This is a genomic window from Ferrovum myxofaciens (assembly GCF_013181415.1).
In the GTDB taxonomy this organism is placed as follows: Bacteria; Pseudomonadota; Gammaproteobacteria; order Burkholderiales; family Ferrovaceae; genus Ferrovum; species Ferrovum myxofaciens.
Genome location: NZ_CP053676.1, coordinates 160,974 through 174,646 on the forward strand (window position 1 = coordinate 160,974; position 13,673 = coordinate 174,646).

The following is a 13,673-nucleotide window of genomic DNA, read 5'->3' on the forward strand; positions in this document are numbered from 1 at the left end:
ATGGGCGCATTGATTGCGCGGCTTACTCGAAATCAGGCGTAGGTATATATGCCTACCGAGTTCCCACTTCTTTCTCCAATGCTCTGTGGACACGCTGACGAACTGCTTCTCTCGTAATGCCCAGGAGCTTTGCAGCATCCCGTCGCGAGAGGACATTGCAGACGATATGGAGGGATGTCTGGGGCTTGTCGGGCTTGCTCTTGCCATGACCATTGAGAGCATATTCCCTTTCCTCCCGATCCAGACGATCAATCAGTTGCTGTTCCACCGATTGAACCCGAAGATAATTCGGGGCCATGGCATCTCCTTCCACTTCATCCGGGAGCGGGTCCGATTCACGCCAGCGGCGCACGAGACCCCATAGCCTCCCCATGATGTATTCCCGAACAGTTCCCAGGATCGGATTGTATGAACTTTTCCCGCTGGTCACCTCAATGCACATGAGGTAGAGTTCCTGCCGGATATCCTCAACTGGCAAGATGCAACACCTGGAAAACTTATGGGCCTCACCCCGCAATTCCTGAAACAGTTCATCAGCAGTGAGCATCGACCAACTCCTCAATCACCTGAACAAAGTTTTTCTGCAAATCACTCAGCCATGATCCTTGTGCCACTTTCTTCCCAGACCCTGGAATAAGTTTCTCGCAAATCCGAATCGGCAACTGGATGAGAAAACCCGTTTCTTCGCTGTTCACGGGAGCGCGCCCGCTCCGTGCCTGGGGATTCTTCACGTCTGAAGCCATGACCATTTTCACCTCTGGAAAATCTTTTTCCGCTGTCTCCACGAATTCAACCGAAGTCTGACAATCCTGTTTGTCCACGGGTGGTAAAGGGATGCTTGACTGGCGTTTACCTGCCAATTTTTGTACCTGCTGTTTGGCAGATTCACATCGAGGCCAGGTGATCGGTTCTGTCGAATCCAGAACGATTTTCCGCGCTTCTGGCTGTAAGTTCTTGAAGCGTTCCCAGGCATCTGCGCTATTCAGTCGCCCCCCCTCGATCAACGCCCGTGCCAAGGGGTCCCGGGCAATCGACAGCAGGTTGCCTACCCATCGTTCGTTCTTCGACAAGGCCCGGCTGATACTTCCCGGTTCCATTCCAGCCTCTTTCAGACGCAGGACGACTTCGACGTACTCGTTCAGCCCAAGATCAACCCGGTGCAGGTTTTCACACGCCTGAAGCACCACGGCCATGTTATGCGCCGGGAGCTCGTAGACAATTGCATTGATCGTTGCCCACCCCAACTGACGGGCTGCTCGCAACCGGCGTTCGCCATAGACAATCATCCAGTCCGAACCTGAACGGCGTATCCCGATGGGCTGTAACTGGCCAACCATGTTCATTGATTTCGCCAGATCTTCCAGTGCTTCCTCGTCAAAATTACGACGAGGTTGTGATTTGTCCGGCCGGATCCGATCAATGGGAGTTTTTTGAAATTCGCGTTCACTGTCAGCGGATATGTGCTCGTTTTCAAAGCCAATCAGTTCCATCATGCCCTCCGTTGTGCTTGATTTTTCTGCTTTTCGATTTCGATCTGAATCCGTGATCGAAACTCCGGCATTGATTCCCCCCGTAGCGGAATAACCCCAAGGGTCTGGCCCATGGCCAAGGTCCCGGCCTCGTTATTCCACCAACCCGGCGGTCCTCGCTGGATGCCTGATACGCCAGGGCTGGTCATGATTTCTTCGATGATTGGGTGCAAATAGCGCGGCGGAATTGAACCTTTCGGTTTGCGTTGCCGGGCGATAGCCACTGCCCAGCGTGCAATCTGAGCCGTCACGCCTCGTTCAATCCAGTCCCTGGCAAGCGGATCGTGGGTGGTGATTTTCACGCCCAGTGCCACCAGGTTTGAGACAAGATTTTCTGTGGCAACAGACAAAAGCGCGGTGGGGTTTTCGTCGGCAGTATCCGCGACTGGTGAAAAGTTATCCACAGGTGCTTTGCTGCGCTTTTGGTTAAGTGATGGTTCAGTGATGGTTATGGGTGCATATTGTGCAGGGGTCCCCTGCATATTGTGCAGGGGTGGGTGCGTATTGTGCAGGGGTGGGGGTGCATATTGTGCAGGGGTAGGGGGTGACTTATCCACAGGAAAGGGATGCATATTGTGCAGGGGTGCATTAAATGCAGGGGTTGGCCAGTTGGGAGGAGCGGTAATTCGATAGACGCTACTTCTCCCCGATCTCGATAGCCGCATTAAAAAACCATCGACCTCAAGTTGTTTCAAACAGTCGTAAACGGCCCGTTCTTTCAGGGAGCACTTTGAACCAATCATGCTGATCGACGGATAACACTCCCCCTGGTCATTTGCGTTATCCGCCAGAGCCAGAAGCACCATCTTTCTTGCCAAAGGTAAAGTTGTTTTCCACACCTCAGTCATGATTGCAATGCTCATACAACCCCCCTTGAGGGAATTTTCAGTTTGTGGATCCTTGAGTTAAGGGCATTGACCAATCCTGTTTTTTTTCGGGCCATATCAAATGCCAATCGTCAGGACGCAGATCCTTTCGTGTGACAACCCCTTGACTTATTTGCTCAATTAACACGCATCGTTCCGGACTTAGCAGTTGCCCCTTGCTACAGGCTTTTCGGATATAACCTATTGATGTGTTACAAGCGTGTGCAAGTTCGTCTTTCTGAGATACTGATAGTGTGCGTAGATATGCGAGGAGGATGGGTTTCATAAAAATCTTCCCGTGATTAGAAACAGCCAGAGTTTACCCTAGGGTATACTATAAATCAATACCCTAGGGTTATTTACCTTCCGGTACATAAAGTGGAAAATCAGCAAATGGATAAGTATGAAAGTCGTAGACTCCGTCTGATAGAACTCCGCGATACCCGATGCAACGGGAAAGCGGTGGAGCTTGCGCGCAAACTTGGTCGAGAGCCCTCCTATGTTTCCAGAATGATCTATCCCGAAGGTAAAGCCGGAAAAAAACGCATTGCTGACGAGATGGTCGATGTAATTGAACAAGCTTTCAACCTTCCGCATGGATGGCTAGACATTACTCGACTTTCCGTAGCCGAACCCGCTACCAGTTATCCCAAGATCCATAATTTTGATGAACCGGCTGTAAAGAGCGCTTGTTTCGCAGGTATAGTTCATGGCGACGAATCCGGGTATATAGAAGATTCTGAACCCCCAGGATTTGTCTGGCCGTCTGGAAAGCAACGCTATACCTTAAAAGTTCGAGGGGATTTTTTAGCCCCAAGAATCAAGAGCGGTGAGTACCTGGTCATCCACCCGGAAAATCAACCAATCCCCGGTGATGATGTGTTGGTTTTCCTGAAAGACTGCCGAAAAATGATCAAGGAATTTCTTTACATTCGTGACAGTGAGGTCTCTCTAGGCTCAATAAACAATAACCAAAAAAATGTTTGTGTGCCTCTTGATCAGATAGAGAAGATGCACCAGATCGTGGCAGTCGTTTCGCGCGGAGGCGAATTTCAGGAGTAGAAAACCGGTTGTCGTGAATTCCGGTCATTACCCGGAAATGTTTACCCGAAGGTATTGACATATAGTTTACCCGCAGGGTATTATCCTTTCACCTGTTCCCAAAGGTGCGAAGATGACTGCTTATCGCTGTGACAACACGCTCGAATCACAAGTACAAGAACTCTACTCGGTCCTGTTGAAGGTATGGGTCGAGGTCATGGATTTCCCGCCTCAAAAGCCACTCAGCACTGATTCATACCTTCCCCCCGCTATTCACGATGAAATTTTCCCGGTTCTGGAGAAGGTCAATCCAGGACTGGGGGGTGAACTGCGACAAATTTGGAACTGTTGATCATGGCACAGGAATTTTACCCAACCATCGTTTTAATAGTCCTTACCCTTGTGACAATCATGTCTACTATGGTACTTTCGTGGAGGGTGCGATGATGAGCGAAGATTCTCACCGCGAATTGACTATAACGGAGCTTGCCTTTAGGTTAAAGGTATCTGAGAGTACAATACGGCGGATGATGCAGAATGGGTGCCCGTACTTGTTGGCAGGTAAGCGTCCGCGATTTGATTTGCCAAAAGTAAACAGTTGGAGAGAACAACAATGCCAATCAGAAAAGATGCCGTTGGCCGTTGGCATGTCGAACTCTGCATCAATCGTAAAAGGGTTCACAGACGATTACCGGAAGGCGCGTCTGCGAGTGATGCCAAGCGCATAGAGTCCGAATTATTCGGCGCATTGTCGCGAAAAAAAGCGGATTCATTGATCCCCTCTGATCCTCCAATAAATGATCTGCTAGCATATTACACTGGCATCCACGCCAAAAGATTGAGAAGTCCTGAAAGTGCCAAGCACCATGCGATTCGTATTGCGCCTTGGTGCGAAGGAAAAACGGCCAGCCAGTCAAAACAAGTGGCTTTAAAATTCATTGAGGATGCCCTTGGAAACTATACTGCTGCTACGATCAACCGCAGTCTCGGCACGCTAAAAAAATCTTTATCAATTGCTTATGATTGTGGGCAAACAGATATTAATTTTGGGCTTCAAATAAAACGACTTCCAGAAAACAATGCCCGTGATAATTACATGACGGTCGAGCAGGTGCAGTCTATTGCGCAATATTGTACTGAGGTAGTACAAGCCGCAATATGGATAGCCACACTAACTGGCATGAGGCGAGGGGAAATTGTAAAACTGAAAAAAGAAGACATTGTTAATGACACTATCATCGTGCGAATCGGTAATACAAAAACATCCAAAACACGAAGTATTCCAGTTGCGCCCCCGTTGCGGAAATGGCTTGAGCATGTTCCTCTAAAAATTACCGCCGATGGAATTGGGACTTCGTGGGAGAGGGCGCGGATCAAGGCTGGATTGCCAGATGCAAATTTTCATGACTTGCGTCACACCTGCGCTAGTTTACTGCTCAAGATATCTGGTGTAACGCTTTACACCGTGGGAGAGATACTGGGGCATAGCAGCACGAATACCACAAAAAGATATGCCCACTTGGCAGATGCTCAGAAGCGCAAAGCTCTAGAAGGACTTGCCGATATTTACACCGATATTTACACCGAGGAAAAAACTTTAATGGAAAAAATATCGTAACTTGTTGATTTTTATGGTGGGCGGTACTGGGATCGAACCAGTGGCCCCTGCCGTGTGAAGGCAGTGCTCTACCCCTGAGCTAACCGCCCTTTCTGAATCGTTACGGCTCATGAAACCTTGAATGGGTTGACCCAAACCAGATGATTGAACCTTCACGGTATCTCGATAAAGGACGGTCATTCTACCGGGTTTTAGAGTCTGACGCAATCCACATAAAACTTGGATTCTCCATTGCTGCCGGTTTTGGAAAGGCCATGAATGTCTGTTTCAAAGCCGGGAAAACGTTGATTGAAGGAACGGGCAAATTGCAGGTAACGCACGATGGTGGCATTGAAGCACTCTCCGGGAATCAGGAGCGGAATGCCGGGGGGGTAAGGAGTGAGAAGCACCGAAGTGATTCGTCCTTCCAGGTCATCGATTCCCACGCGCTCGGTCTCACGGTGAGCCATGCGTGCAAAGGCATCGGCGGGCTTCATGGCCGGGACCATGTCGGACAGGTACATTTCTGTGGTGAGGCGCGCCACATCATTGGCCCGATAGACTTCATGAATTTGGTCAGATAGTTGGCGCAGGCCCCAATTTTCGTAACGGGGGTACTTGGCGACAAACTCAGGCAAGATGCGCCAAAGAGGCTGGTTCTTGTCATAGTCATCTTTGAACTGTTGCAATTCCGTAACCAGCGTGTTCCAGCGTCCCTTGGTGATACCGATGGTGAACATGATGAAGAAAGAGTAGAGCCCGGTTTTTTCAACGACAACTCCATGCTCGGCCAGATATTTTGTGACCACGGCGGCGGGAATTCCGATGTCGTGAAAATCGCCATCCACATCGAGTCCGGGTGTGATAACCGTAGCCTTGATGGGGTCCAGCATGTTGAAGCCGGGAGCCAGATTGCCGAAGCCATGCCAACGTTCGCCGGGTTTGAGCATCCAGTCGCTACGCTCCCCACCACCTTCTTCCGCCAGGTAGTCGGGACCCCATACCTTGAACCACCAATCGGTGCCCCATTCCTCATCCACCTTGCGCATGGCCCGACGAAAGTCGAGGGCTTCACTGATGGATTCCTCCAGTAATGCCGTTCCTCCAGGAGATTCCATCATAGCGGCTGCGACATCGCAGGAGGCAATGATGGCGTATTGCGGGCTGGTGGACGTGTGCATGAGGTAGGCTTCGTTGAAGCAGTCGCGGTCCAGTTTGCGCATTTCGCTGTCCTGTACCAGGATTTGCGAGGCTTGGCTGAGACCGGCCAGCAACTTGTGAGTCGACTGGGTAGACATGACCATGGATTCATGACAGATGGGGCGATCTCGGCCAATGGCATGCATATCCTTGTAAAAATCGCTGAAGGAGGCATGCGGTAGCCAGGCTTCGTCGAAGTGCAAGGTGTCGATGACCCCATCCAGCAACTTCTTGATAGTTTCGACGTTGTAGAGGATACCATCGTAGGTACTTTGGGTCAGCGTTAATACACGCGGTTGAACCGGACTGTTTTGGGCAAAGGGATTGGCCGCAATCTTGCGTTGGATGTTTTCGGGTTTGAATTCCTCCAGTGGAATGGGGCCGATGATGCCGTAGTGATTGCGCGTGGGCATGAGAAACACGGGGATGGCCCCAGTCATGATGATGGCGTGAAGAATGGATTTATGACAGTTGCGATCTACGACAACCACATCGCCTGCCGCAACGGTGGAATGCCACACGATCTTGTTGGAGGTGGACGTGCCATTGGTCACAAAAAACAGATGGTCGGCATTGAAAATACGTGCGGCATTACGCTCGGAAGCCGCCACTGGGCCCGTATGATCAAGCAGTTGCCCCAGTTCGTCCACTGCGTTGCAGACATCGGCGCGGAGCATGTTTTCCCCAAAGAATTGGTGGAACATTTGTCCTACCGGGCTTTTCAGGAAAGCCACCCCGCCTGAATGTCCGGGACAGTGCCAGGAATAGGAACCATCCGAGGCATAGTGGGTAAGGGCACGGAAAAAGGGTGGGGCGAGAGAATCCAGATAGACCCGTGCTTCCCGAGCGATGTGGCGAGCCACAAACTCTGGAGTGTCCTCGAAGAGGTGAATGAAACCGTGCAGTTCCTTCAATACATCGTTAGGAATATGGCGGGAGGTACGCGTTTCACCATAGAGAAATATGGGGATATGGGCGTTACGCCAGCGAATTTCCTGGACGAAGGCACGCAGGTGGCGCAGTGCCGACTCCATTTCGCTGGGAGAACCTCCGCCAAATTCTTCGTCATCGATGGACAGTACGAAAGTGGAAGCACGGCTTTGTTGCTGGGCAAAAGAGGCCATGTCACCAAAACTGGTCACACCCAATACTTCAAACCCTTCTTTTTGAATGGCGTCTGCTAACGCTCGCACCCCAAGACCGCTGGTGTTTTCCGAACGAAAATCTTCATCGATGATGACCACGGGAAAACGAAACTTCATGGAGCCTCCAGTACGGTGGGTGGCAAGGAAAGGGTAGCGGATTATAGCCCTTTTGCTTCACGCTGTCGCAAAGGGTTTGACAGGAATGTTCATGGGGTTTTTGACCCCATGAACTTAAGACTTGGGTTGACGCGCCAGAAACTTATCCAATTGGTTGGCAAACACTTTTCGGTCAGAGTGAGACAGGGGTGGGGGGCCGCCGGTAGGTACGCCACTGCCGCGTAATTGGTCCATGAAATTGCGCAGCGTCAGTAGGGCTTCGATTGTATCGAGGGTGTAAACCTCGCCGCGTGGATTGAGCGCATGCCCCCCTTTTGACAGCACTTCAGAAGCCAGGGGAATATCGGCTGTGATGACCAAATCACCGGGGTGCAGGGACCGGACGATCTCGTTATCGGCCATGTCAAAGCCGCGAGGCACCTGGCGCGCCAAAATATAAGACGAAGCCGGGGTACTCAACAAGGTATTGGCTACGAAGGTTGTCAGGATTTTCGCACGTTCTGCGGCACGGAAAAGAATATCTTTGATGACCACAGGGCAGGCATCTGCATCGACCCAAATATTCATCTCAAGAAAAACCCTTCAAAGGGGTCACTGTAACAGGAACGCTTCCGGACGAATTCGACAGCAAGATTCCATCGTCCTGAATCAGGCAATTGAGATCCATGGTGCGTTCAACCAGGTGAGCCAGTGCCTGACTGTCGGACAAAGGAAGACTGAGGACGGACAGATTGGACAACCGCCGGAGACGGCTACTCATTCCCGCCCACCAAAGCGGAACGGCGCTGCCGCCATAGGCATAAATGATTACCCGTCGAGCACGCCCGCATGCCTTGAGCACGCGTTTTTCATCGGGCAGGCCCACGTCGATCCATTCGTCAATGGCTCCCGTCAGGTCTTTTTTCCAGAGGTCAGGTTCCTCCTGATCAGCGGCCCCCCCCCGGGCGAAGGTCAAGTGTTCATGGGCATGGAGAGCAAACGCCAGCAGGCGCACCATCATGCGTTCGTCGGTTTCGGAGGGGTGACGGGCGATCGTCAAGGTATGGGAGGCGTAATAAGGCCGGTCCATGTTGGATATTTGTAAATTGACCTTGAAGACGGTGGACTTGAGCGCCATGAATCGATGAATTCCGCTGAAAGTAATAGAAGAGATGTTGGGTAGCCCACAGGTAAGGAGGGGCGAGAGGAAAGTTTATCCCAAGGGCGAACCTGAGGCATTCTCTTGCACCCTACGGCTCTTCGACAATCAGTCGAGGAGGTTTGTGGTATAAGATGTCCCACCTTGAACAAGTACGGAGAGGTTCCGAACACTCAACCTCCCATTTTAGCATAAATCGGCCATAATTTTCGGCCATCCGTCCAAAAATTCCAGACCGGCTCTCCGTTCATGAACTCTGCGGCGCCCCTCCCCGCATCTTTATAAAATCTTTATAGCGTCGCTGTCAGCCTTTACCCCTTTTTGATCTGCCGGTTCCTAGAATGGGTACGACTGGAACTCACTGGGAGAATCTCTATGGATCTGTTCTATCTTGCGATCGTTGTGGCGGTCTTTGGCCTGTCGGTATTGTTGGTCTACGGCTGCGAAAAATTACGGAGGTCGGCATGACCTGGATCTATTTCGTCGCGGGGGCTGTGGTGGTGGGCTTGCTTATCTACCTAGTCATTGCCCTGCTTAAACCGGAGTTATTCTGATGACTATTAACGGACTGTTTCAAATCGTCCTGCTACTGGGCGTGCTGTTTTTGCTGGTGAAACCCTTGGGAGGGTATATGGCCCGGGTTTACGAGGGGAATCTGCCAGCATTTATGCGCTGGCTTTCACCACTGGAGCATCTCTTCTACCGTATGTGCGGGGTGAATCCAAGTCAGGAAATGCGCTGGACGAGTTATGCCCTGGGGGTTCTATGGTTTAGTGTGCTGGGGGTACTGACCGTGTATGCCCTGCAGCGGTTGCAAGGATTTCTGCCCTTGAATCCGCAAAGTCTGGGTGCCGTGAGCCCGGATTCTTCCTTCAATACCGCCATCAGCTTTGTATCCAATACCAACTGGCAAGGGTACGCAGGGGAATCCACGCTGAGTTATCTCACGCAGATGTTTGCTTTGGCTGTGCAGAACTTTTTTTCTGCAGCCACCGGGATGGCCGTGGTGATTGCCCTGATCCGGGGATTTGCCCGACATTCCGTGGAGACCATTGGCAACTTCTGGGTGGACATGACGCGTAGCGTCCTCTATATCCTGTTGCCCTTGTCTCTGGCGCTCGCCTTGATCCTGGTGAGCCAGGGGGTGGTGCAAAACTTTTCACCCTATCCAGTGGTTCGGACCGTGGAGACCACTACCTATGACAACCCCTCGCTGGATGCGGCCGGAAATCCCCTCAAGGATGCTGCCGGTAATCCGGTAACGGTGAAAACCACCACTCAGGAGCAAACGCTTCCGCTGGGGCCGGTGGCTTCCCAGGAGGCCATCAAGGAATTGGGCACCAATGGCGGGGGATTCTTCAACGCCAACTCGGCGCATCCCTATGAAAATCCTACGCCCCTGACTAACTTTCTGGAAATGTTGGCAATTCTCTTGATTCCTGCGGCGCTGTGTTACACCTTCGGAGCCATGGTGGGGGATATCCGTCAGGGCTGGACCCTCCTGGCCACCATGACCCTGGTATTCACCCTTATGCTGGCTGTGGCGGAATACGCGGAAACCTCTGGCAACCCAGCCTTTGCCTCCCTGGGGGTCAACCAGCAGGCTTCTGCCTCGCAGTCCGGCGGGAACATGGAGGGGAAGGAAACGCGCTTCGGCATCGTCAATTCGGCCCTCTTTGCCACGGTGACCACCTCCACTTCCTGTGGTTCCGTGAATTCCATGCACGATTCCTTTACCCCGCTGGGGGGGTTGGTGCCGCTGGCCAACATCCAGTTGGGTGAAGTGATTTTTGGGGGGGTGGGTTCCGGTCTCTATGGCATGCTCATTTATGCCGTGATTGCGGTGTTCATTGCGGGCTTGATGATCGGACGGACGCCCGAATATCTGGGCAAGAAGATCGAGGCCTTCGACATCAAGATGGCATCCCTCACCATTCTGATTCCGCCGCTGCTGATTCTGGTTGGAACGGCGGTGGCAGTGATGATGGAGGCCGGGAAGAGCGGGGTGGCCAACCCCGGTGCGCACGGATTCTCTGAAATTCTCTACGCTTTCTCTTCAGCCGCAGGGAATAACGGCAGTGCCTTCGCTGGACTGTCTGCCAACACGCCTTTCTACAATTTTGCTCTAGGGGTGGTCATGTTCTTCGGGCGTTTCTGGCTGATCCTGCCCGTGCTGGCCCTGGCTGGCTCGCTGGCCGGCAAGAAACGAATTCCCGTGGGGGCCGGTACCCTTCCTACCCACACCCCGCTCTTCGTTCTGTTGTTGGTGGGCACGGTGCTTCTGGTGGGGGCATTGACCTTCGTTCCGGCCTTGGGTCTGGGGCCCGTCGTGGAACATTTGACCATGGTTGGGGCTCACTAGGAGAATCAAGATGAACGACCAAACGAAATCCTTTTCCTTTTTTGATCGAAACTTGCTGCGTGTGGCCTGTGTGGATTCGTTCCGCAAACTGTCACCGGTGCAACAAATGAAGAACCCGGTGATGTTCGTGGTCTGGGTGGGTAGCGTACTGACCACGGTCCTGTATCTTCAGGCGTTGGGCGGGAAGGGCGAGGCACCCGCCGGGTTCATTCTGGCGGTGACCCTGTGGTTATGGTTCACCGTGCTCTTCGCCAATTTTGCCGAAGCCGTCGCCGAAGGGCGGAGCAAGGCACAGGCGGCATCTCTGCGTCATGCGCGGCGCGATATCCTGGCCAAAAAAATGACGGAATCCAGCCAGGGTTCCCCATGGTTCTCGGTGGCAAGCAGTGACCTGCGTCGAGGGGATGTGGTCCTGGTGGAAGCCGGGGATATGGTGCCCGCCGATGGTGAGGTCATCGAAGGCGTGGCATCGGTGAACGAAAGCGCCATTACGGGGGAATCGGCGCCTGTGATCCGGGAATCCGGGGGCGATTTCAACGCGGTCACCGGTGGAACGACGGTATTGTCGGACTGGCTGATCGTGCAGGTGACCTCCAATCCCGGTGAAAGCTTCCTCGATCGCATGATTGCCATGGTGGAGGGGGCCAAGCGTCAGAAGACCCCCAATGAAATTGCGCTCACCATCCTGTTGGTGGCCATGACCCTCATATTTTTGTTGGCCACGGTTACCTTATTGCCCTTTTCGATGTACAGCGTCGAAGTAGCCAAAGTGGGGCAGCCCGTCACCATTACCGTGTTGGTGGCCTTGTTGGTGTGCCTGATTCCCACCACCATTGGCGGGTTATTGTCGGCCATTGGGGTGGCAGGCATGGGGCGCATGATGCAGAAGAATGTCATTGCAACTTCGGGTCGGGCGGTGGAGGCGGCAGGGGATGTGGACGTCCTGCTTCTGGACAAGACCGGGACGATCACTCTGGGTAACCGTCAGGCGTCGACTTTCATTCCGGCTCAAGGAGTGAAAGAAAGCGAACTGGCCGATGTCGCCCAACTGGCTTCTTTGGCGGACGAAACCCCAGAAGGTCGCTCCATTGTGGTCTTGGCAAAACAGCGATTTGGGCTGCGCGAGCGGGATATCCACGCTTTGGGGGCCAGCTTCGTTCCCTTTTCGGCGCAAACCCGCATGAGCGGGGTGAACTTGGGTTCCCGCCAGGTGCGCAAGGGTGCGGCAGATGCCGTGAAAAAATATCTGGATGCGCTCGGTTCCCCCTATCCCGAGGCCGTCTCCCGACAGGTGGATGAAGTGGCACGGCGGGGCAGTACCCCGCTGGTAGTGGTGGATGGGGCGCGGGTGATGGGCGTGGTGGAACTCAAGGATATCGTCAAGGGCGGTATCAAGGAGCGGTTTGCCGAGTTGCGCCGCATGGGCATCAAAACGGTGATGATCACCGGGGATAACCGCCTGACGGCAGCGGCCATTGCGGCAGAGGCAGGGGTGGATGATTTTCTGGCGGAAGCGACACCGGAAGCCAAGTTGGCCCTGATTCGCCAGTACCAGGCCGAGGGCCGGTTGGTGGCCATGACCGGCGATGGTACTAACGATGCTCCAGCCCTGGCTCAGTCTGATGTGGCCGTGGCCATGAATACGGGCACGCAGGCGGCCAAGGAAGCCGGTAACATGGTGGATCTGGATTCCAACCCCACCAAACTGATCGAGATCGTGGAAACCGGCAAACAGATGCTCATGACACGGGGGGCACTGACAACCTTTTCCATCGCCAATGATGTGGCCAAATATTTTGCCATCATTCCGGCGGCCTTCGTGACTACCTATCCGGCCTTGGGTGCCCTCAACGTGATGGGACTGACCACGCCAGCCAGTGCCATTCTGTCTGCTGTGATCTTCAATGCTCTGGTGATCGTGGCGCTCATTCCCCTGGCATTGAGAGGAGTTAAATACCGTGCGGTGGGTGCGGCGCAGTTGTTGAGAAATAACCTGCTGATCTACGGAGCAGGGGGGATCATTGTGCCATTTATCGGCATCAAGATGATTGATATGGTATTGGCTGCCCTGGGTTGGGCATAAGGAGATGCACATCATGTGGAAAGAAATGCGTCCTGCCGTGGTCAGTTTTCTGGTTTTGAGTGTGATCACCGGTCTTCTCTATCCCTGGTTGGTGACAGGGTTGGCCCAGGCAATATTTCCAAGCCAGGCCAACGGAAGTTTGATTTTCAAGAAAGGCAGACCGGTGGGTTCCGAGTGGATCGGTCAATCCTTCTCTGATCCTGGGTATTTCTGGGGCAGACCCTCGGCTACCGGTCCCATGCCCTATAATGGGTTAGCCTCCAGCGGTTCCAATCTGGGACCGACCAACCCGGCTCTGATGGATGCCGTCAAGGCGCGGGTCCAAGCCCTCAGGGTAGCCGATCCCGGAAATACCCGGCCGGTCCCGGTGGATCTGGTGACGGCTTCTGCCAGTGGACTTGATCCCCAGATCAGTCCGGCCGCTGCAGACTTCCAGATCGCGCGGGTGGCCCGGGCGCGGGGCTTGAAAACCGATCAGGTTCAGGCCTTGGTGTCCCGGTTTACCGAAGCGCGTCAGTTCGGTGTGCTGGGGGAAGCACGGGTCAATGTGTTGAAACTCAATCTGGCCTTGGATGAACTGACCCATGCGCCGTGA

The 13,673-nt window shown here is 53.3% G+C and carries 13 protein-coding genes, 1 tRNA gene and 1 pseudogene; 6 read left to right on the forward strand and 9 right to left on the reverse strand.

What is annotated here, in order from left to right:
- Positions 1-52: 52 nt before the first annotated feature.
- The 5 genes and pseudogenes from HO274_RS00820 to HO274_RS13455 all read right to left on the reverse strand — a co-directional run bounded on the left by HO274_RS00820 (position 53) and on the right by HO274_RS13455 (position 2,681).
- On the reverse strand, positions 53-547 hold the full coding sequence (locus HO274_RS00820; protein ID WP_273120630.1) for an RNA polymerase sigma factor: 495 nt from the start codon (positions 545-547) through the stop codon (positions 53-55).
- On the reverse strand, positions 534-1,493 hold the full coding sequence (locus HO274_RS00825) for a ParB/RepB/Spo0J family partition protein (protein WP_273120631.1): 960 nt from the start codon (positions 1,491-1,493) through the stop codon (positions 534-536). The genes HO274_RS00820 and HO274_RS00825 overlap by 14 nt, the downstream gene beginning before the upstream one ends.
- The gene (locus tag HO274_RS00830; RefSeq protein ID WP_273120633.1) at positions 1,490-1,933 is read right to left on the reverse strand and encodes a hypothetical protein; all 444 of its coding nucleotides are present in this window, start codon (positions 1,931-1,933) and stop codon (positions 1,490-1,492) included. Before HO274_RS00830 ends, HO274_RS00825 begins: the two co-directional genes overlap by 4 nt.
- Positions 1,934-2,209: 276 nt before the next feature.
- A pseudogene (locus tag HO274_RS13450) lies at positions 2,210-2,392 on the reverse strand (helix-turn-helix domain-containing protein); the annotation flags it as partial.
- A gap of 22 nt (positions 2,393-2,414) precedes the next feature.
- Positions 2,415-2,681, reverse strand: coding sequence for a transcriptional regulator (locus tag HO274_RS13455; protein ID WP_084189973.1), 267 nt, complete (start codon positions 2,679-2,681; stop codon positions 2,415-2,417).
- Between the two features lie 107 nt (positions 2,682-2,788).
- On the opposite strand from HO274_RS13455, the gene HO274_RS00840 reads away from it, so the two are divergent.
- A complete protein-coding gene (locus HO274_RS00840) occupies positions 2,789-3,457 on the forward strand; it encodes a S24 family peptidase (protein WP_031597207.1) in 669 nt (222 codons plus the stop codon).
- A gap of 592 nt (positions 3,458-4,049) precedes the next feature.
- Entirely contained in the window at positions 4,050-5,054 is a 1,005-nt protein-coding gene (locus tag HO274_RS00845) for a tyrosine-type recombinase/integrase (protein ID WP_273120635.1), read from the forward strand.
- A 14-nt stretch (positions 5,055-5,068) separates the two neighbouring features.
- Here HO274_RS00845 and HO274_RS00850 read toward each other — a convergent pair.
- The 4 genes from HO274_RS00850 to HO274_RS00865 form a co-directional block, all read right to left on the reverse strand.
- A tRNA-Val gene (locus HO274_RS00850) sits at positions 5,069-5,143 on the reverse strand.
- A 102-nt stretch (positions 5,144-5,245) separates the two neighbouring features.
- Entirely contained in the window at positions 5,246-7,495 is a 2,250-nt protein-coding gene (locus tag HO274_RS00855; protein WP_031595221.1) for an arginine/lysine/ornithine decarboxylase, read from the reverse strand.
- A gap of 114 nt (positions 7,496-7,609) precedes the next feature.
- On the reverse strand, positions 7,610-8,062 hold the full coding sequence (locus HO274_RS00860) for a YaiI/YqxD family protein (RefSeq protein ID WP_031595222.1): 453 nt from the start codon (positions 8,060-8,062) through the stop codon (positions 7,610-7,612).
- Position 8,063: 1 nt separating this feature from the next.
- Positions 8,064-8,612, reverse strand: coding sequence for a YaeQ family protein (locus HO274_RS00865; RefSeq protein ID WP_031595223.1), 549 nt, complete (start codon positions 8,610-8,612; stop codon positions 8,064-8,066).
- A 485-nt stretch (positions 8,613-9,097) separates the two neighbouring features.
- On the opposite strand from HO274_RS00865, the gene kdpF reads away from it, so the two are divergent.
- From kdpF to kdpC, 4 genes are read left to right on the forward strand one after another with little or no spacing between them, the layout of a single operon-like run.
- Positions 9,098-9,187, forward strand: a complete 90-nt coding sequence (kdpF, locus tag HO274_RS00870) for a K(+)-transporting ATPase subunit F (protein WP_150112330.1) — start codon at positions 9,098-9,100, stop codon at positions 9,185-9,187.
- Positions 9,187-10,995, forward strand: coding sequence for a potassium-transporting ATPase subunit KdpA (kdpA, locus tag HO274_RS00875; RefSeq protein ID WP_273120638.1), 1,809 nt, complete (start codon positions 9,187-9,189; stop codon positions 10,993-10,995). The genes kdpF and kdpA overlap by 1 nt, the downstream gene beginning before the upstream one ends.
- 10 nt (positions 10,996-11,005) lie before the next feature.
- A complete protein-coding gene (gene kdpB, locus HO274_RS00880; protein WP_031595226.1) occupies positions 11,006-13,078 on the forward strand; it encodes a potassium-transporting ATPase subunit KdpB in 2,073 nt (690 codons plus the stop codon).
- 13 nt (positions 13,079-13,091) lie between these two features.
- The gene (kdpC, locus tag HO274_RS00885; RefSeq protein ID WP_031595228.1) at positions 13,092-13,673 is read left to right on the forward strand and encodes a potassium-transporting ATPase subunit KdpC; all 582 of its coding nucleotides are present in this window, start codon (positions 13,092-13,094) and stop codon (positions 13,671-13,673) included.

Bases quoted from the DNA above. Each gene is read 5' to 3' on its own strand.
- kdpA (WP_273120638.1), top strand. From the start codon at position 9,187: ATGACTATTAACGGACTGTTTCAAATCGTCCTGCTACTGGGCGTGCTG.
- HO274_RS00855 (WP_031595221.1), bottom strand. From the start codon at position 7,495: ATGAAGTTTCGTTTTCCCGTGGTCATCATCGATGAAGATTTTCGTTCG.
- HO274_RS00840 (WP_031597207.1), top strand. From the start codon at position 2,789: ATGGATAAGTATGAAAGTCGTAGACTCCGTCTGATAGAACTCCGCGAT.
- HO274_RS00820 (WP_273120630.1), bottom strand. From the start codon at position 547: ATGCTCACTGCTGATGAACTGTTTCAGGAATTGCGGGGTGAGGCCCAT.
- kdpC (WP_031595228.1), top strand. From the start codon at position 13,092: ATGTGGAAAGAAATGCGTCCTGCCGTGGTCAGTTTTCTGGTTTTGAGT.
- HO274_RS00865 (WP_031595223.1), bottom strand. From the start codon at position 8,612: ATGGCGCTCAAGTCCACCGTCTTCAAGGTCAATTTACAAATATCCAAC.
- kdpB (WP_031595226.1), top strand. From the start codon at position 11,006: ATGAACGACCAAACGAAATCCTTTTCCTTTTTTGATCGAAACTTGCTG.
- HO274_RS13455 (WP_084189973.1), bottom strand. From the start codon at position 2,681: ATGAAACCCATCCTCCTCGCATATCTACGCACACTATCAGTATCTCAG.
- HO274_RS00860 (WP_031595222.1), bottom strand. From the start codon at position 8,062: ATGAATATTTGGGTCGATGCAGATGCCTGCCCTGTGGTCATCAAAGAT.
- HO274_RS00845 (WP_273120635.1), top strand. From the start codon at position 4,050: ATGCCAATCAGAAAAGATGCCGTTGGCCGTTGGCATGTCGAACTCTGC.
- kdpF (WP_150112330.1), top strand. From the start codon at position 9,098: ATGACCTGGATCTATTTCGTCGCGGGGGCTGTGGTGGTGGGCTTGCTT.
- HO274_RS00825 (WP_273120631.1), bottom strand. From the start codon at position 1,493: ATGATGGAACTGATTGGCTTTGAAAACGAGCACATATCCGCTGACAGT.